Consider the following 17,477-nt stretch of genomic DNA (forward strand, 5'->3'; position numbering starts at 1 on the left):
CATTCACATCCTGAGCGCGTAAGCGATCCGACAGAGATAATCGCGAGCGCGAAACAGGTGTGTCGTAACACGCTTAAGGCGAGGAATCTTGGTTTTTCGATATTGTGACGAGTTTCCGATGGCCGTATCCCGTCGGTAAGGCCCCAGTGTGGTCACGTTGTGCTGGACGGTGAACGTTTCCACGCCGGTCTCCCAACCGCGCTCCAGCGCTATGTCGTAAGGTAGTTTCATGGTTGCAATGGCGCTCAGCAACGATGCAGCGCCTGTTCGTGTTACATAATAGCAGGCAGCAGAACCTTGCGGACCATGCAGGCAGCGCCCTACCCTGTCGCCCAACGTGGTTTTCAGCTTTTGACGAAACCCGCGCGCGCGATTGTTGAGCAGCTTGACAATGCCGGCTTGCGGCAGGGCATCATGGATCGCCAAGGCACGATCTATAATATCCGGCCTTAGTTCTGCATCGTCTTCCATGACGATAGCGATCTCAACCTCTTTAGGTGTTTGTAGAAAAGCCTGCATAACGTTCAGATGGCTGCGGTAGCACCCGTATTCTCCCGGCATCATGACATGACCGTGCAAACGAAGAAAACTGGCTGTATCGGTATCGATACGGTCTTCCACCGGAACACATGCGCCGTCGACGGCGGGAATACGTGTTAATGGTAAACCCATTTGCTGGGCCATTGTACTGACTCGTTGCCAGCGCTTTTCGGAGCGATCAAGATTGATAATGTATATATTCGCTCGCAAAGACGACTCACCTTGTTCCGATTGCAATTGCGTCGTTCCAAACGCGTACTAGATCATATGCGGCAAAACGAATTAACAAATAAGTCCACTGTGTGCTAAGCGACGGTTACATTCAATATGCGGAATATTTCATAGAGTTATTTCAGTCACAGAAGTGACTGGCGTCTATATACAAGTAAATTAGCCACATCTACCCCCCAAGATCGGGGGGAACCGTCGGAGACCCGCTTAAAACGTTTTTTGCGAGTTGGTATTTGAAAAGCTCTGTCATACGATACGGAGCCGATGGACGGATGAACCTCCAATCGACCGCAAGCGCCCGGTTGAGTGACGGCATGGTGGCGACGAGGGACTGAACCCATATGCTAATTCGCTACGGCTATGACATTACCGTTTACTGCTATGGGCCGACGCCTATGGTGACGCAGCTTGCACCGCGACGGGAACGCGCAGCGGATGTGCGCTCACCGGATGTCATCGTGACCAATCCGCCCATTGAAACGACGACCTATCTCGATCTTTTCGGCAACACATGTCGCCGTTTCATCGCCCCCGCTGGCCGTTTGCAAATCTGGGGCGATGGCAGCATGGAAGACAGCGGCGAGTTGGACCCCTTCCACCCGGAAGCACAGGAAGTGCCCGTCGGTGATCTGCCCGATGAGTGCCTTCTTTACCTGACGGGCAGCCGCTATTGCGAGACCGATCGGTTGAGCCAGATTGCGTGGGATCTATTCGGGCAAATTGCACCCGGCTGGGGGCGCGTTCAGGCCATTTGCGATTTCGTCAATCAACATATCACGTTCAGCTATCAGAATGCCCGCTCAACCCGCACGGCACTGGATGCCTATCAGGAGCAGATCGGCGTATGCCGGGATTTTGCCCATCTGGCCATTGCGTTTTGCCGGTGCCTGAACATTCCGGCCCGTTACGTCAATGGCCATCTGGGTGACATCGGCGTGCCGTTGTTGAACCCGATGGACTATAGCGCGTGGATGGAAGTGTATCTCGGTGGTCAGTGGCACACATTCGATCCGCGCAACAACAAGCGTCGAATCGGTCGTATCGTCGTCGCCTATGGTCGCGATGCGGCGGATGTTCCGCTGATCATCTCATTTGGACCCCATGATCTGACCAATTTCCGGGTGTGGACCTACGAGATCAACGAGGACATCGAACCGACCCATCAGGGCTCGGAACCTCCGTTGTAACATTCACCTGTACCGACATTCCAGCGTAGTCGCTCGCATCCCCGCTGTAGCTGCCCGTTAAAGGAGCAGCCTGGCGGGAATGCCTCGCCACCGCCACTCGAATCAGGTCGCGGTTGCCGACAATGCCATTGGTTGGATCGAACTCGACCCATCCAGCCCCTGGAAGATAAATCTGGCACCACGCGTGGGTGGACCCGCCCCCGAGGTTGCTTGCCCCGTCCCGGTCCGGCACGTAGATATAACCGGTTACAAACCGCGCGGCCAAACCCAGTGCGCGCGCGGCCTCCATCATCAACAGTGCAAAATCACGACAGGTTCCGCGCCGGGCCTGCAACGTCTGCACCGGTGTCTGGGTGCCGCTCTCCACCCGTCGGGCATAGACAAACCCCTCGCGAATGGCATAGCACATCGTCATGAGAAGACGTCCGGTCTCGGTTGGCTGGCCGACCCGAAGAAACTGCCGCGCCCATTTTTCGACCTCGTTCTTGGGGTCGGGGTAATGGCGCTCGATGGTGCGCTCGAGATCAGGCAATTCCTGCATGTCGTAAACAAAAGGATAGGTCAGTGCGGCTTCGTCAATCTCGAGCTGCAAGTCTACCTGTGGTGTGTGTTCCAGCCGTATCAAGGTTTCAAATCGCAGTGTTGTCGCCGGGGTTGTGAAACCCACCAGCGCAACGCAGTTTCCAAAAACATCGTGAATCCAGCGCACATAGGCAGGCTCAGGCTCTACGTTCAGCGTGGCTTCCAGCAAAAGCTGATCAAAACTGTCGCGCGGCCGGAACATCAGTCGATGCTCACCGAACGAAACCGGCTTTTTATAATGGTATTCCGTGATGTGCCGAACGGCAAAAATGGTCATGGTACGGGCTGCTTTGCGTTGCCGGCGAGCAATGGCTTGAGGGAGGAAGCGGGTGCGGTTCATACCATGAAATAAAAGTGCGACAAACAAAAGTTCGTATCACAGAAGCAGTCGTAAACCTGTCGACATTTAACGCTGCGCCGCGATATCCTATATAAACACAGGATAACCCGAGACAAGGAGACCTGAATGAGCCGCGATCCCTATGAGATACTGGGCGTAGCGCGGGACGCCACGCAGAAGGATGTGCAGAGTGCGTTTCGCAAACTGGCGAAAAAATATCATCCCGATTTGAACCCAGGCGATACCAAAGCGGAAGCACGTTTCAAGGAGATTTCGACAGCAAACGAAATTCTTGGCGACGAGGAAAAGCGCAAACGTTTCGACCGCGGCGAAATCGATATGGACGGAACCGAACAGGCACCGCGCAGCTACTATCGCGATTATGCCAATGCCGGTTCCAGCCGCAGTGCCTACGGCGATGCGAAGGGGTTTTCAAACTTTGGAGACCCGGAAGATATCTTCTCCAGTTTCTTTTCCCGACGTGGAGGCGATGGCGCGTCCTCGCGGGCTAAGGGGCAGGATCGGCAGTATTCCATGGAGGTGGATTTCATCGACGCGGTAACGGGGACCAAAACACAAATCAAATTGGCAGAAGGCCCCGCCCTCGATATTCAGATTCCTCCAGGAACGCGGGACGGCCAGACGCTGCGGTTGCGCGGCAAGGGCGACGCAGGTTTCGGTGGTCAGAAAGGCGACGCGCTGATTGACATTCATGTCCGGCCTCATCGTTTCTACACCCGCGACGGAGATGACATCCGGCTTGATTTGCCAATTAGCCTAGGTGAGGCGGTTCTGGGCGGCAAAATCAGGGTGCCGACGCCATCTGGCCCGGTCAGCGTGACGCTGCCTGCACATTCCAACAGCGGAAAGGTGCTGAGGTTAAAGGGCAAAGGTGTTCCAAAAGTCAAAGGCGGTAGCGGGGATGTGTATGTGACGCTGAAGGTAACGCTGCCGGAGAAATCCGACACCGAGCTGTCGGATTTTATCACCCAGTGGCAGGCTGCGCATTCATACGATCCTCGCAAAGGTATGGGAGAGTGAGCGATGAATCGACTGGAATTCTGCGAGTACCTGCATGTTGAACAGGGGATCGTTGATGTCTGGGTTGCGCAGGCGTGGCTTATCCCGGATATCAGCGGTGGCGAAGCCTTCTTTCGCGATTCGGACCTGGCCCGAGCGCGGCTTATTCTGGACCTGTCCGAGCGTATGGGTCTGAACGAGCCGGGTGTCGATGTTGTGATGGACTTGGTTGATCAACTGCACAGTCTTCATGCGGTGCTGACAAATATTATATCGGCTATCGAGGTGCAGGAACCCGACGTGAAGATCAGCATCCTCCGCCACGCTCGGGAACGCTAGCGGTGGTTGACCCATGTTGATCCGCCAAGGTGTTGACCGCGATGAACGGATTGATCGTCGGTTGGCCATGTCGCTTGCCGGTATTGCGGGTGCGCTCAATGCCGCTGCGTTCTATGCAGTCGGTTTTTTTGCAGCAAACATGACCGGCAACGTTTCATTGCTCTCAGACCATATCGCTCTTGGTGACTGGATATCCGGATTTTTCTACCTGTTTGTGGTTCTCGTTTTTATTCTTGGGGCGGTCGTTTCTACGGTCGCTATCGATGCAGGCCGAAGCCGCCATCTCGGGGCCATTTACGCCTATTGTATACTTGCCGAAGCGTTTCTGCTTGCATTGCTGGGCGCGGCAGATCTCTGGTTGCTGTCCACCTTGCGCGCCCCGGTGCTTGTGCTAGGGCTGGCGTTTTTGATGGGGCTACAAAACGCCGTGGTGACCCGTATTTCCGATGCGCGTGTCCGGGCCACGCATGTCTCGGGTATGGCAACGGATATCGGTATCGAACTTGGCATGGCACTGGATATTGCACGCGGTCGGGTTCACGACGCAGAAGCCGCTCAAAACCGCTCCAAATTGCTTCTGCATGTGTACACGGTTCTGGCATTTCTGATCGGGGGTGTCGCTGGTGTGCTGGTGTACCGTATAACGGGCGGATGGCTGCTTATCGCAGCAGCGGCGCTGCTTGTTGCAATCGCTTTCTCAGGCATTGCAGACGTTCGCCGTCAGAGGCGCACAGGAAATTAAGGGTCAACGAACCAGCAGGGCGGTACAATACAGGCCAACCGCGAATACAATATGCGCCAGTATGTTGAGGCTTCGGACCTTGTTGGAGTTTGGCGTTTTGGAAGCAGCCCAACCCAGCCCCAAGCCCGGTTGCAACAGGAACCATCCTGCCCCCACGGTGATGAGGCCGAATATCAGAGCAGGCAGGAAAGTTGGATTTGCAAGCCACTGCGTTCCAGTAAACACCACCAGCAGAAACGCGTAGACAATACCAACACCATAATGGCCGATCCATCCTAACGCCAACTCACCGCTGTAAGGCGGAGCATCCGCGATACTGTCGTGAAACACTTTGCCGCTTTTCAGGTGCCAGAACCAGCGCCCAACAGGTGCCCAGTTTGCACGCGCTTGGCCAAAAAATGCCGCCAGTATCAACGCCCAGATGTCCATCAATACGGTCGCGCCAATACCAATCGCAACACACCGCCAGAAAATATCGATCATGAACTGCCCCGAAATGAAAGTCCCACAAGACAATCATCTCAGACAGTTAGATGCAAGAGGCGGCGATTTCGATTTTCTTTTAAACTTCTGCAAGAGCGTTGGTTTTGAACCGTGGACGCGCCATTTTTCGCAGCACAGGCTTCAACTTGACGGGACCGACTTCACTCAAGGCCGCTTTCACAGCTTCGGTGAGCGTGATGGCGACGAAGTCCGCATTGATATCCGCGGCTTCGATCACGGGATAATCCTGCCCGTTGCACGACGGCATCAGGATGCCAACACGCACATCCGGGTTCAGCCGCTTCATCCGTCGCACCGCCAGACGGGCATGGGACTTTGAGCCGCCGTTGAGGAATGTGATCACCACCGTATCCAGAGCTTTGATCGGCAACTGTCCAATGGAGCGATTATCGGTGGTAAAATGTTCGGCCAGTGTCGCTTCCGCTCCCTGTATTTCCAGAGTTTGAGACAGCATGGCAGCGGCGGCATCGTCAATTGCACCTCGTCCGCCGATACACAGAATTGTGCGACCCGTACCATCAGGAAGTTCGAGTTCGGCCGCCTCAGGATCGATATCGCTCGCGTCGTTCTCATCCTCATCTTCGTTTTCTTCCTCGGTTGCGGTATCCGAGAGATTGTCGACGAGCGTCATAGCACTGCTTGCAAACAAGTCGATCTGTTGATCTGACATCACCCCACGCTGTCTATCCCGCTCCCCGAGCAGCAATGCGGGTAAACCAACCTGATCATAGTAGTCAACCAGGTATTCTTCTTCCAAAAATTCCTCGGCATTATCCGTTGCTTCATTCGGATCGCCGGACAGCAGGCGTTGATACAGCTTCTCCTGCGGCTCCAGCACCGGCTCATTGCCCAGCAGAACGTCAAGGAAACTGAACTGCGGAACGTAGCGCCCCAGAACGACCAGACATACTGTCAGCGGTGTTGATAGCATAAGCCCTAACGGTCCCCACAGCCACGACCAGAAAATCGCTGAAATGATGATTGCCAAGGGAGACAGCCCTGTATGCGAACCATACAGCCAAGGCTCCACAACGTTGTTGCTCACAAGTTCCGTAACGATGAACAGCGTTGCCACCCACAGCAACAACGACCAGCCGGGCGCAATGGCCAGTGCCAGAAACAGCGGCAAAACCATGCCAATCACTGGTCCGATATAGGGCACAAAGCGCAGCACCAGCGTCAGCAGCCCCCAGAGGATAGCGTTGGGTATGCCCAGAAGCCAAAGGCCAATCGTAATCGGCAGAGCGTAAAGACAATTCACCACCAGTTGCATGAGTAAATATTTGCCGACGCGTTTGCCTGCATCTTGTAGCGCGGCTGTCGTGCGGTGCAGATCGCCCAGTCCGACCAGACGAATGAACCGGTCCCGCAAGTCCTCGCGCTCCAGCAGCATAAAGACGACAAGCACGATCACCAGACCAGCCGTAGCAAATGGGCTGATCAAGGGCAGAATGAAGTTGCCAAGGGTCTGGATCGGGTTTGACCGGGAGACGATCTCCACCGGCATCGGTTCGCGCTGTGGCACGGCCGGTGTAGGCTCGGCCTGGCTCTCGGTGGCACTGTACTGCATCTCCGCACCAACCCGCTCAACGATCTTGCTGATGTGGTCGAATACGCCGTTACCAGCCCCCGCTTGCCGAAGAGCCTGAACCTTTTCGACAATGTTACGCTGGTAGGTCGGTATATTTTCAGCCAGATTCGCAACTTGAGTAGCAACAACAAAACTGAAAAGCCCGATTGCACAGAACGACGATACAACAGCGATGATGACGGCAGCGATTTTTGGTACTGAGCGCTTGCGCAGGAACGATACAATTGGTGCAAGCGTGAAGGTCAAAAGCAACGACAGTGCAAGCGGTACGAAAATTTCCTGCCCAACGCGTAAGATGACCGCCACACCAATGAGTATCAGAATGGTACGACCAGACAGCGCACGGCTTGCCAGCGTCTCGTCTCCTACATACACATCCGGCCGTCCCCCCGAAACGAGCTTCGAAACACCCTTATCCACGGTCATCCCCATTTTTGTCTGAACTTGCCCGCCCGCCTCGGCCACATTCGGGGCAATATCACGCAGAACTTCGCTGCAAGCCGTTGGTTCCGTTGATTAGAGCGTATTTTGCTAAAAAATGAAATCTTGCTGCTAATGCCGAAGTTTACAGGCCGATATCTCCGGCATGGCCTTCGATCGTGGTTGACTGAAGTCTTCTTGACGATTTGCTGAAATTCCTGTTTAGACCCCCGGAATCTGGCTTGCAGCATCACAGAATCCGAGCGAAGGCCGAAGTTGTGTTTATGCGGCCTCTGATGTCACAAAACTAAACGTGGTGCTTGGGGAGGAGCTTTCTAAATGGACAAGAACATCGAGGCGATGGCCAAACGTGAGGTACAGACGCAAGAGGATCGCGGCTTCCACAAGGCTTTGAAAGGTCGCCAGATTCAAATGATAGCCATTGGCGGTGCTATTGGAACAGGCTTGTTTCTCGGTGCCGGTGGCAGGCTCGCTGTTGCTGGCCCTGCATTGGTTTTCGTCTATGCGATTTGCGGATTCTTTGCATTTCTGGTGTTGCGTGCGCTCGGTGAACTCATCATGCACCGCCCTACTTCCGGATCGTTCGTCTCCTACGCACGGGAATTTTACGGCGAGAAGATGGCCTTTGCGGTCGGCTGGATGTACTGGCTGAACTGGGCAATGACCTCGATTGCAGATGTTACCGCCGTCGCGCTCTACATGAATTTCTTCAAGCTCTACGTGCCGTGGCTCGTGGGTATTGACCAGTGGGTTTTCGCCCTGCTCGCACTAATCATTGTGCTGGCAATGAACATGTTGTCGGTCAAGGTGTTTGGTGAACTGGAATTCTGGTTCAGCATCATCAAGGTCGTGGCGTTGCTGACATTCCTGTGTGTCGGGGTTTACTTCGTCGTGTTCGGCGTGCCGATCGCTGGACAGGCGGCGGGCTTCAGCATCATCAGCGATAATGGCGGTTTTTTCCCGAACGGCGTACTGCCTGCCTTCGTTATCATTCAAGGCGTGATATTTGCTTATGCCTCAATCGAAGTCATCGGGACGACAGCCGGTGAAACGGAAGACCCGCGCAAAATCATGCCACGTGCCATTCGCACTGTTGTTCTGCGTTTGCTGATCTTTTACGTCGGCTCGGTCATGCTTCTCGCACTTTTGATGCCCTACACATCCTATCAGGCTGGCGTCAGTCCATTCGTTACTTTCTTTGGCGCGATTGGCGTCAAGGGCGCGGACGTGATCATGAACCTGGTGGTGTTGACGGCGGTGCTATCGTCACTCAATGCAGGCTTGTATTCGACCGGTCGTATCCTTCACTCCATGGCAGTTTCCGGTTCTGCTCCGGCAGCGCTTGCGAAACTCAACAAGGCGGGCGTTCCCTACGGCGGCATCGCTGTCACCGCAGCGGTCACAGTCCTTGGTGTCGCGCTAAACGCAGTCGTTCCTGCGGCTGCCTTTGAAATCGCCCTGAATTTGTCTGCCATCGGCATTATCGCAGCCTGGGCGGTGATCGTGCTGTGCCAGTTGAAACTCTGGAAGTTGTCCCGGCAAGGCAAGCTGGAGCGTCCGGAATTCAGAATGTTTGGCGCGCCCTATACGGGCATCATCACACTTGTATTCCTGTTCAGCCTCTTCATTCTGATGGCGCTTGATTACCCTATTGGTACCTGGACGCTGGCCTCGCTGGTGGTGATCGTCCCTGCCTTGATAGGCGGCTGGTATCTCATGCGAAACCGCATCTATAGTTTGGCGAAGGAGCGAACGGACGAATCGCTCAGCCACAAATAAGCCGGGTGATCATGACTGAAACGAAGAAGCCGCTCATCGCCGTTATCGCAACCGGCGGCACCATCGCGAGCAAACGCGGTGCCGATGGTGCCAGTACCCCAAGTCTCAAAGGCGCATCGCTTCTGAAACTTGTGCCCGCTGTGGCGATTGAACTTCGTGTCGTGGAGTTGATGGCAAAGGATTCGTCCAGCCTCACGCTGGCCGATATGCAGGCAGTCAGCGATGCTGTTGCCGAACAACTGGCAGACGACGCCATTTCCGGCGTCGTCATTCTCCATGGTACCGATTCCATGGAGGAAACGTCGCTTTTGGTTCAGGTGCAGAACCGGTTGACCAAACCGGTCGTCTTCACCGGAGCACAACGCACGGCCGATCACCCCGAGGCTGACGGACCGGCAAATCTGGCAGCCTCACTGGAGGCTGCATGCAACACCGACAATGCCGCACGAGGTGTTCTCGTCTGTTTTGGTGGCCGCACGCTTCCCGTTTGGGGCCTGTACAAGTTTTCAGCCGATGCAACGGAAGCCTTTCGGCAGAGCCGTCAATCAAAAATGACCGAACGCGTGACGCTGAAGGGGCGCGTGGGCGGACTACGGGTGGATGTTGTCGCGATCTCCCCCGGTTGCGACGGCGTTCAGATCGACGCCAGCGTTGCTGCGGGGGCAAATGGCATTGTCCTTGCTGCACTCGGCTCGGGCAATGCCACAGCAGAGGTGGTTCAGGCAGTCGCCCGCTGCCACGCCAGACGTATCCCGGTGATTGTATCCAGCCGCGTTCCGGATGGCCGCCTCGTGGCGGCCTATGGTGGCGGAGGCGGAGGTCATGACCTCGGTCTGGCTGGCGCAATCCATTCCACCACGCTTAGGCCCGGCCAAGCGCGTATCCTGCTGGCAGAGCTGATTGCCTCGCAAGCAGACCGTGAAACGATCGCGGCTGCCTTCAGCCACGACTGACACTGCCGAGCTCTTCAAAAGATACGCGAACACGTCCGGTTTCCTGAAATCTGTTTGCCTCCATGGACCCAATTACCGACCGACCAGTCCCTTTCCGCAACACTGAAATTAAAAGCAGAAAGCAAAGGCTAGGACGTACGCCAATATGGGTGGCTCTTGCCGGTGCAACTGTTGGGATCGTTTTGTCATGGGTGGGGTTGAATGGGTTGGAAGCCAGCACGCTGGGCGTCAACCAGACCCAGATGATGTTTCAACTCACCATAGATGCCGAGGTTATGGCGCTGGCAGGTGCGTTGGGCTTTGCCATCGGCGCTATTGGAGGCGCGGCCCCTGCTTTCATGGCAACGCGGTTGCCTATAGCCGCAGCCCTCCGGTCTTGATTTCCGCCCAAGCGAAAAAGCCTGCCGCGGGAGGAGGTGCGGCAGGCTTTTCGAAAATAACCGAACAGCGGCTGGGAGGAGGAGTGCCGCTATTCCATCAGCAACCTCTGGGAGGAGGAGTAAGGCTGCTGAACTATCGAAGCTCTATGGGAGGAGGTATATCACTTCGATAAATTCACTATACATTTTCCCTCCCGACAAAACAGAGCTGGTTTTGCAACACACCTATGCGCCGCGTGCATGGCCAATCCATGGAGCAAAACAAAAAGGCCGCCCACCTTAACGGTGGACGGCCTTTTAACAGCAGGCACAAACCGATTAACGGCCTACGGCAGCTCTTGCAACGCTGCGAATGTCCTGACGCTCGATACCAAGGTCCTGCAATTCACGGGTTGTCATACGGCCAAGCTCGTTGATGGTCTGGCGATACTTGCGCCAAGTGGAAAAACTACGTGCTACATTCATGGTGTTTTCCTTTCCGAAAACCGATGACGTCAGCACCTTTTCGGGTCCGGCGTCTTTCTATGTCTGGAATATACTGCCAGTGGACCGGGGAAAACAGAGACAATGCCTCAAGTCACCTATGCGTTTTGTGCAGGGGTTATCGCAGGACTGGCTAAAAACTGCGCGTTTTGGTCGCACTTGGTCAGCTAAAAGGTGGCTTTAGCGCAAACGACCGGCCATGCGGGTTAATACCTCGCCCCCAGAAACCCGGCTAGAAAGCAGTGCCACTGCAATATGTCCCAGCATGAGCACCAGCAGCGCCCAGGACAGCGGTCCATGCAAGAGATCGGCTGGCGCTACCAGCCACGGTATCTCTTGGCCTGTTGCAGGAATGATCTGACAGCCCCATTGCAGCCACCCCTTCCCGTTTCCGTAGGCACGGGCCACGGCTAAGGCCGGGATAATAAACATCAGACCATAGAAGGTACGATGAACAATAGCCGCCATCAAGCCGCTCCAGCCCGCAGCTTTCGCCGGTCGATGTGTTTTGTTGAACAGCGCCCAGATGGCGCGGATGACGACAAGCACTACGACACACCCCCCAACCGTGCCGTGGTAGGGCCCAAGCTCCGTTATTGCCTTGACGAGGGGATGGGGTCCAAAGATACGCCAGATCAGAATGATCATGAACTGCCAAAGCAGCAAGTAGGCCATTCCCCAGTGGAGAGCACGGCTGATCAGTCCATACCGCTGCGGGTTGTCGATCCAGATATTCTGCACGTTGGATGTCACCCGTTGTTTCACCTTTTCCGGGCGTCCCTTGCCAAGATAGGGCAGCATCGTCAAGTCACGTCATAAGCTATTGACGAGGCTTAGACGGAACTCAATAGTATGCTGGTTTCACTGTTCAACACGCCTTCTATGGTACGCACTTGCCGCAGCACGCGATCAAAATCACTCAGTCCCTCCACGCGGATTTCGGCAATCAGGTCCCAGGCTCCATTAGTGGTATGAAGCGAATGCAGCTCCGGCATCCCGCGCAGAAACTTGATGACCGTCGTCGTTGAGCGACCGCTGACCTCGATCAGCATAATTGCGCGAATGGTCGTGGGGCTGGCGTCTTCGCGGGCACGGATTGTGAACCCCAGCACGGCACCGGTATCGAGCAAACGATCAAGCCGCGTCTGGACAGTTGCGCGGGAGATTTTCAAAATCGTGGCCAGCTTGGATACGGGCGCGCGCCCATCCTGGCGCAAGATAGCGATGAGTTGACGGTCGATACTGTCGAACTGGTGCATGAGAACAGATGGTCCAGATTTGCAAACGTTCTGCCACTTTAGCTATTCTTGCCGCAGACCGCTACGGATCACCCATTTTAAACAATGACTTCAAACAGAAATAGAATTCCTTGAAGAAGCCGGCCCTTCGGGTCATGCTGGGATTTTCAGAGGAGTGAACCATGAGCCTTCGCATTAACGATCCCGCACCCGACTTCACCGCCGATACCAGTCAGGGTACCATTCATTTCCATGAATGGATCGGTGATGGCTGGGCGGTGCTGTTCTCACACCCCAAGAACTTCACCCCCGTTTGCACAACGGAATTGGGAGCCATGGCAGGGCTAGAAGGTGAGTTCACAAAGCGTGGTGTCAAGATCATTGGTATCTCGGTCGATCCGGTGGAGAACCACTCCAAGTGGAAATCCGATATCAAGATTGCGACCGGTTTTGACGTTGAGTACCCACTGATCGGCGATCATAATCTAAATGTTGCCAAGCTGTATGATATGCTTCCATCCGATACGGGCACTTCGTCCGAAGGCCGCACACCCGCCGATAACGCAACGGTGCGCTCCGTTTATGTCATCGGGCCTGATAAAAAGATCAAGCTGATCCTGACCTACCCCATGACCACGGGCCGCAACTTCGACGAGATCCTGCGCTCCATCGACTCTATACAGTTGACGGCGAAACATCAGGTCGCGACACCGGCGAACTGGAAACAGGGAGATGATGTGATCATCACCGCGGCAGTGTCGAACGAAGACGCGACCGCTCGCTTCGGCTCATACGATACCGTGCTGCCCTACCTGCGCAAGACCAAACAGCCGGGCGCATAATCTAAACAAACCGCCGGACTTGCATCCGGCGGTTACTTTAAAGAAGCGCTATTGTGCCCGCAACGAACACAAACGCAGAGGCCACGCAACAGCGTGCAAGCCCTATCTGACAGCCGCCTAAAAAGGTGCGCCAGTGTGCGGCGTTGCCTCTGGCTCCTGCTGGCGCATTGTGGTCAAATGATAATGCCATGGACACTCTCCTCACTAAACCCAGAATAATCCGGCGCTCCCGCCACCTTGGACATCATGGTTACCGATCGCTTAACGATCAACAACTCAGCAGGTTCCAAGCGGATTGAGCGCACTGTAAATTTACCAAGGCGTTGATGAGGGTCTGTGATAGGACACGCTAAAAGAACCCTTTGCGGCACAGGCACGCTCACATGGAAATCAAATGGCTGGAAGATTTTTTAAGCGTTGCGACAACTCGCTCATTTTCCCGGGCCGCTGAAAGCCGCAACATAACCCAGTCTGCATTCAGCCGCCGCATTCGTGGGCTGGAGGTCTGGCTCGGCGCTGATCTTTTCGACAGAAGCACATACCCTATCACACTGACGGCCGAGGGGCGTCAGTTTCGGGAAACGGCAGAAGAGGTGGTCCGGCTGTTATCTCTCAGCCGCGCGGAAATTACCACTAGAACGCCCACGCCAAACGTGCCCGTCGTTGCCGTCACCGCCCTCCACGCTCTGTGCCTGACCTTCCTGCCCCGCTGGCTGAATGAGGTCCGCCTGTCCGTGGGCCCCGTTGTCAGCCGCGTCTTGCCGGATAATTTCCTGACCTGTGTTCAAGCTCTCGTTGAAGGCGGCTATGATTTTCTGTTGACCTTCCATCACCCCAGTATCCCCATTCCATTACATCCGGATAAATTTCCCCATATCGTGGTGGGACAGGATCATTTAGTGGCGGTTGCGGTTCCGGCACTTGGCCGTCGGCTGGTGTCGAACGACACGCGGCTGCCCCTGCTACAATATTCACGAGGGTCCTTTCTCGGACTTCTCGCATCCATAGCGCAAAGCCAGCCGGGTGCACCGCCAACCTATGTTGCGCATACCAATGAGAACTCTATGGCTGAAGCATTGAAGTTCATGGCGCTGGAAGGTCACGGCATTGCATGGCTGCCGGAAAGCCTCGTCGCTCAGGAATTGGCGGACGGGCAGCTTCACAGCATTGCACCTGCTCTGCCCATGGATATCCGTTTGTACCGAAGCGGAGAGCGTTCCCGCCAGATCGTTGACAAAATCTGGCATGCGTTGGAAATGCCATGAACAAAGGTTATGCGCAACGTGCATAACCCAGTCGTATTTTGCATTTGTAGAATATAGGCATACACGCTAGGCCGTTATTTCAGAACCTAAACACCGGGATTACCGAAGCACACGGTATGTTCATGGGCCGAGCTTTGCACGGTGACTGTGACCGGTTTGACGTCTGGAGGGCAACCGTCGTGAAAAGTTTCGCAATCCGTATCGAGCACGATCTTCTGGGTGATAAAGATGTACCGGCCGATGTCTATTATGGCGTTCATACGCTGCGCGCCGTTGAGAATTTCTCCATCACCAGCCAGACTATTGGCGATTGCCCTGATCTGATTTGTGCCCTTGCATCGGTGAAGGAAGCAGCCGCTCTGGCCAACCGGGATCTGGGCCTATTGGATGCGCGCCGAACCGACGCAATCGTAACCGCCTGCCGCGAAATCCGCGCCGGAGCCTTCCACGAACAATTCGTCGTCGATCAGATACAGGGCGGAGCCGGTACATCCACCAACATGAACGCCAATGAGGTTATCGCGAACCGCGCGTTGGAGCATATGGGGTATGCACGCGGCGATTACAGCCAGATTCATCCCAATGAACACGTCAACATGGGCCAGAGCACCAATGACGTGTATCCAACCGCGCTCAAGATTGCCACATGGTTTGGCATTCGCTCGCTGCTCGATGCTATGGGCGTGCTGCGGCACGCATTCGACGCCAAGGCTGTCGAGTTCGCCGACATTCTGAAAATGGGTCGCACCCAGCTTCAGGATGCGGTGCCGATGACGCTGGGTCAGGAGTTTCGTACCTACGCCGTCATGCTTTCGGAAGATGAGGCGCGGCTGGAAGAGGTTACGAACCTCATCCGTGAGATCAACATGGGTGCCACGGCCATTGGCACCGGCATTACCGCGCACCCCCGCTATGGTGCGCTGGTGTGCCAGCATCTTGCAACCATCACCGGCATCCCGCTGGTGACCGCCCCGGATCTCATCGAGGCGACGCAGGATTGCGGCGCCTTCGTCCAGGTTTCCGGCGTTCTGAAACGCGTGGCGGTCAAACTGTCGAAGGTTTGCAACGATCTTCGTCTGCTATCGAGCGGTCCACGCGCGGGTTTCGGCGAAATCAACCTGCCAGCGCGTCAGGCCGGTTCATCCATCATGCCGGGCAAGGTCAATCCGGTCATTCCCGAAGTGGTCAATCAGGTTGCGTTCGAGGTCATCGGCAATGATGTGACCATCAGCTTTGCGGCAGAGGCCGGTCAGTTACAGCTGAATGCTTTTGAGCCCGTGATTGCCTACAGTCTGTTCCGCAGTCTGGCCCATTTGCGAGCCGCTTGCCTCACCTTGCAGGCAAACTGCGTTGTGGGTATTACCGCCAACCGTGAGCGGCTTCAAGCAAGCGTCACCCACTCCATCGGCATCGTAACCGCGCTCAACCCTTATATCGGCTATCGCAGCGCGACTGAAGTTGCGCTGGAAGCCCATGCGACCGGACGCGGCGTGTATGAACTCGTCCTTGAGAAGGGCCTGATGCCGCGCGAGCAACTGGATGCCGTTTTGCAACCGGACATGCTGACCAAACCACAACTGTTCGAGCCTCGCCACTAAGCAAGGTTCTATCGTTTATACCACCGGGAGAGATCCATCATGGCGCATGTGCAAGCCGAAACGAAAACCAGCCGCCTTACCCTCTATACCGGCGTTGGATTGCTGGCTGGCATCGCGGTCGGCTACGCGCTGAACCTGTGGGCAGATGGACCGGACGAAACGGCGCGCATCGCTTCCTACTTCACGTTGATCACCGATATCTTTCTGCGCCTGATCAAGATGATCATTGCGCCGCTGGTCTTTGCTACCATCGTTTCCGGCATCGCCAGCTTTGGCGAAGCGGGCAAGGTTGGCCGCGTTGCCGCCAAAGCCATGGGCTGGTTTCTCATTGCCTCGCTCATTTCTCTGTCGCTGGGACTGCTGGCTGCCAATCTCTTTCAGCCCGGCGCAACCATGGCGCTGACCCTGCCGGACGCGGCTGCCAAAACCGGCTTGCAGGCGGCTTCTCTCAATCTGCGAGATTTTCTGACGCATGTGTTTCCCACCAGCATCTTTTCGGCGATGGCCGGCAACGAAGTCCTGCAGATACTGGTGTTCTCGATCTTTTTCGGTTTCGGTCTGGCCAGCATCGATAAACGATTGTCCGCTCCCATGATCGTCGCGATTGATGCGCTGTCCGCCGTTATGTTTCGTATCACCGATTACGTCATGCGCGTCGCGCCCATTGCTGTGTTTGCCGCTATTGCAGCCGTGATCACGCAGCAGGGCCTTGGAATTCTGCTCGATTATGGAAAATTCATCGGCTCGTTCTATGTCGGCCTCGCTGCTCTCTGGGCAATTCTGATTGGTGCAGGATGGTTGTTTCTTGGAGCGAGTGTCCGCCAGCTTCTGGTCTTGCTGCGCGCGCCCATGTTGATTGCATTCTCAACGGCCAGCAGCGAGGCCGCTTTTCCAAAAACTATTGAGCAACTTGACCGCTTCGGGGTGCGCGATCGGGTCACAGGCTTTATTCTGCCTCTTGGCTATTCGTTCAATCTCGATGGTTCCATGATGTATCAGGCGATGGCGGCGATGTTCATCGCACAGGCTTACGGCATCGAACTGGACCTTGGTCAACAGTTGATGATGCTCCTGGTCATGATGGTTACCAGCAAGGGCATTGCCGGTGTCCCTCGTGCATCGCTGGTCGTCGTTGCAGCAACCGTGCCGATGTTCGGACTGCCAGCGGCTGGCATCCTGCTCATCATGGGTATCGACCAGTTGCTGGATATGGGTCGCACCGTCACCAACGTGCTCGGAAACGGGCTCGCGACCGCGTCCATCGCAAAATGGGAAGGTGAACTGCGCGATGTTGACGATGAAGAGCCAACGGCGGGCATGGACCTTGCTAAAAGCGCGGCTTGAAAATCCCGTGCGCCTGTCATGACACACAAAGGTCGCTTGCTCTGTTTGATTGCCCGCGTCAGGTCTTCAACCAACATT

Annotated in this window: 18 protein-coding genes; 11 read left to right on the top strand and 7 right to left on the bottom strand. The window is 55.6% G+C overall.

Translation table 11 applies throughout. The features are described 5' to 3' along the window. Positions 1-3: 3 nt before the first annotated feature. A complete protein-coding gene (locus tag IFT84_RS05475; RefSeq protein WP_342212835.1) occupies positions 4-777 on the bottom strand; it encodes a glycosyltransferase family 25 protein in 774 nt (257 codons plus the stop codon). Positions 778-1,112: 335 nt separating this feature from the next. On the opposite strand from IFT84_RS05475, the gene IFT84_RS05480 reads away from it, so the two are divergent. Then, positions 1,113-1,958 carry a transglutaminase-like domain-containing protein gene (locus tag IFT84_RS05480; RefSeq protein ID WP_192117670.1) on the top strand — a complete coding sequence of 282 codons (846 nt, stop codon included), beginning with the start codon at positions 1,113-1,115 and terminating at the stop codon, positions 1,956-1,958. Here the strand turns inward: IFT84_RS05480 and IFT84_RS05485 are convergent. Continuing rightward, positions 1,909-2,817, bottom strand: a complete 909-nt coding sequence (locus tag IFT84_RS05485) for a transglutaminase family protein (RefSeq protein ID WP_192117671.1) — start codon at positions 2,815-2,817, stop codon at positions 1,909-1,911. The two genes, IFT84_RS05480 and IFT84_RS05485, sit on opposite strands and share 50 nt — an antisense overlap. A 189-nt stretch (positions 2,818-3,006) precedes the next feature. Here IFT84_RS05485 and IFT84_RS05490 point away from each other — a divergent pair, with 189 nt between their 5' ends. The 3 genes from IFT84_RS05490 to IFT84_RS05500 are packed head-to-tail and all read left to right on the top strand — an operon-like array spanning position 3,007 to position 4,981. After that, a complete protein-coding gene (locus tag IFT84_RS05490; protein WP_192117672.1) occupies positions 3,007-3,921 on the top strand; it encodes a DnaJ C-terminal domain-containing protein in 915 nt (304 codons plus the stop codon). Positions 3,922-3,924: 3 nt separating this feature from the next. Continuing rightward, positions 3,925-4,239, top strand: a complete 315-nt coding sequence (locus IFT84_RS05495; protein WP_192117673.1) for a chaperone modulator CbpM — start codon at positions 3,925-3,927, stop codon at positions 4,237-4,239. Between the two features lie 13 nt (positions 4,240-4,252). After that, complete coding sequence (locus IFT84_RS05500; RefSeq protein ID WP_192117674.1) at positions 4,253-4,981, top strand: YoaK family protein; 729 nt, start codon at positions 4,253-4,255, stop codon at positions 4,979-4,981. 3 nt (positions 4,982-4,984) lie between these two features. Here the strand turns inward: IFT84_RS05500 and IFT84_RS05505 are convergent, their stop codons facing one another. After that, on the bottom strand, positions 4,985-5,464 hold the full coding sequence (locus IFT84_RS05505) for a DUF2938 domain-containing protein (protein ID WP_192117675.1): 480 nt from the start codon (positions 5,462-5,464) through the stop codon (positions 4,985-4,987). Positions 5,465-5,543: 79 nt separating this feature from the next. Next, positions 5,544-7,451 carry an AI-2E family transporter gene (locus IFT84_RS05510; protein ID WP_446737578.1) on the bottom strand — a complete coding sequence of 636 codons (1,908 nt, stop codon included), beginning with the start codon at positions 7,449-7,451 and terminating at the stop codon, positions 5,544-5,546. A 384-nt stretch (positions 7,452-7,835) separates the two neighbouring features. On the opposite strand from IFT84_RS05510, the gene IFT84_RS05515 reads away from it, so the two are divergent. The 3 genes from IFT84_RS05515 to IFT84_RS05525 all read left to right on the top strand — a co-directional run bounded on the left by IFT84_RS05515 (position 7,836) and on the right by IFT84_RS05525 (position 10,629). After that, positions 7,836-9,296 carry an amino acid permease gene (locus IFT84_RS05515; RefSeq protein WP_192117677.1) on the top strand — a complete coding sequence of 487 codons (1,461 nt, stop codon included), beginning with the start codon at positions 7,836-7,838 and terminating at the stop codon, positions 9,294-9,296. Between the two features lie 11 nt (positions 9,297-9,307). Next, positions 9,308-10,249 carry an asparaginase gene (locus IFT84_RS05520; protein ID WP_192117678.1) on the top strand — a complete coding sequence of 314 codons (942 nt, stop codon included), beginning with the start codon at positions 9,308-9,310 and terminating at the stop codon, positions 10,247-10,249. A 149-nt stretch (positions 10,250-10,398) separates the two neighbouring features. After that, positions 10,399-10,629, top strand: a complete 231-nt coding sequence (locus tag IFT84_RS05525) for a hypothetical protein (protein WP_192117679.1) — start codon at positions 10,399-10,401, stop codon at positions 10,627-10,629. A 318-nt stretch (positions 10,630-10,947) separates the two neighbouring features. On the opposite strand, the gene IFT84_RS05530 is transcribed toward IFT84_RS05525, so the two are convergent. The 3 genes from IFT84_RS05530 to IFT84_RS05540 all read right to left on the bottom strand — a co-directional run bounded on the left by IFT84_RS05530 (position 10,948) and on the right by IFT84_RS05540 (position 12,371). Next, positions 10,948-11,094, bottom strand: coding sequence for a DUF1127 domain-containing protein (locus IFT84_RS05530; RefSeq protein ID WP_192117680.1), 147 nt, complete (start codon positions 11,092-11,094; stop codon positions 10,948-10,950). Between the two features lie 198 nt (positions 11,095-11,292). After that, the gene (locus IFT84_RS05535; RefSeq protein WP_192117681.1) at positions 11,293-11,913 is read right to left on the bottom strand and encodes a cytochrome b; all 621 of its coding nucleotides are present in this window, start codon (positions 11,911-11,913) and stop codon (positions 11,293-11,295) included. A 32-nt stretch (positions 11,914-11,945) separates the two neighbouring features. Continuing rightward, positions 11,946-12,371, bottom strand: coding sequence for an Lrp/AsnC family transcriptional regulator (locus IFT84_RS05540; protein WP_192117682.1), 426 nt, complete (start codon positions 12,369-12,371; stop codon positions 11,946-11,948). Positions 12,372-12,532: 161 nt separating this feature from the next. On the opposite strand from IFT84_RS05540, the gene IFT84_RS05545 reads away from it, so the two are divergent. The 4 genes from IFT84_RS05545 to IFT84_RS05560 all read left to right on the top strand — a co-directional run bounded on the left by IFT84_RS05545 (position 12,533) and on the right by IFT84_RS05560 (position 17,399). Beyond that, positions 12,533-13,192 (top strand): peroxiredoxin, encoded by a 660-nt coding sequence (locus IFT84_RS05545; RefSeq protein WP_192117683.1) that lies wholly within the window; start codon positions 12,533-12,535, stop codon positions 13,190-13,192. A gap of 383 nt (positions 13,193-13,575) precedes the next feature. Continuing rightward, positions 13,576-14,457, top strand: a complete 882-nt coding sequence (locus IFT84_RS05550; RefSeq protein WP_192117684.1) for a LysR family transcriptional regulator — start codon at positions 13,576-13,578, stop codon at positions 14,455-14,457. Positions 14,458-14,636: 179 nt separating this feature from the next. After that, positions 14,637-16,055, top strand: coding sequence for an aspartate ammonia-lyase (gene aspA, locus IFT84_RS05555; protein WP_342212836.1), 1,419 nt, complete (start codon positions 14,637-14,639; stop codon positions 16,053-16,055). Positions 16,056-16,094: 39 nt separating this feature from the next. Continuing rightward, positions 16,095-17,399 carry a dicarboxylate/amino acid:cation symporter gene (locus IFT84_RS05560; protein WP_192117686.1) on the top strand — a complete coding sequence of 435 codons (1,305 nt, stop codon included), beginning with the start codon at positions 16,095-16,097 and terminating at the stop codon, positions 17,397-17,399. The last annotated feature ends 78 nt before the right edge of the window (positions 17,400-17,477 follow it).

It is taken from the genome of Rhizobium sp. CFBP 8762 (genome assembly GCF_014841565.1).
Taxonomy (GTDB): domain Bacteria; phylum Pseudomonadota; class Alphaproteobacteria; order Rhizobiales; family Rhizobiaceae; genus CFBP-8762.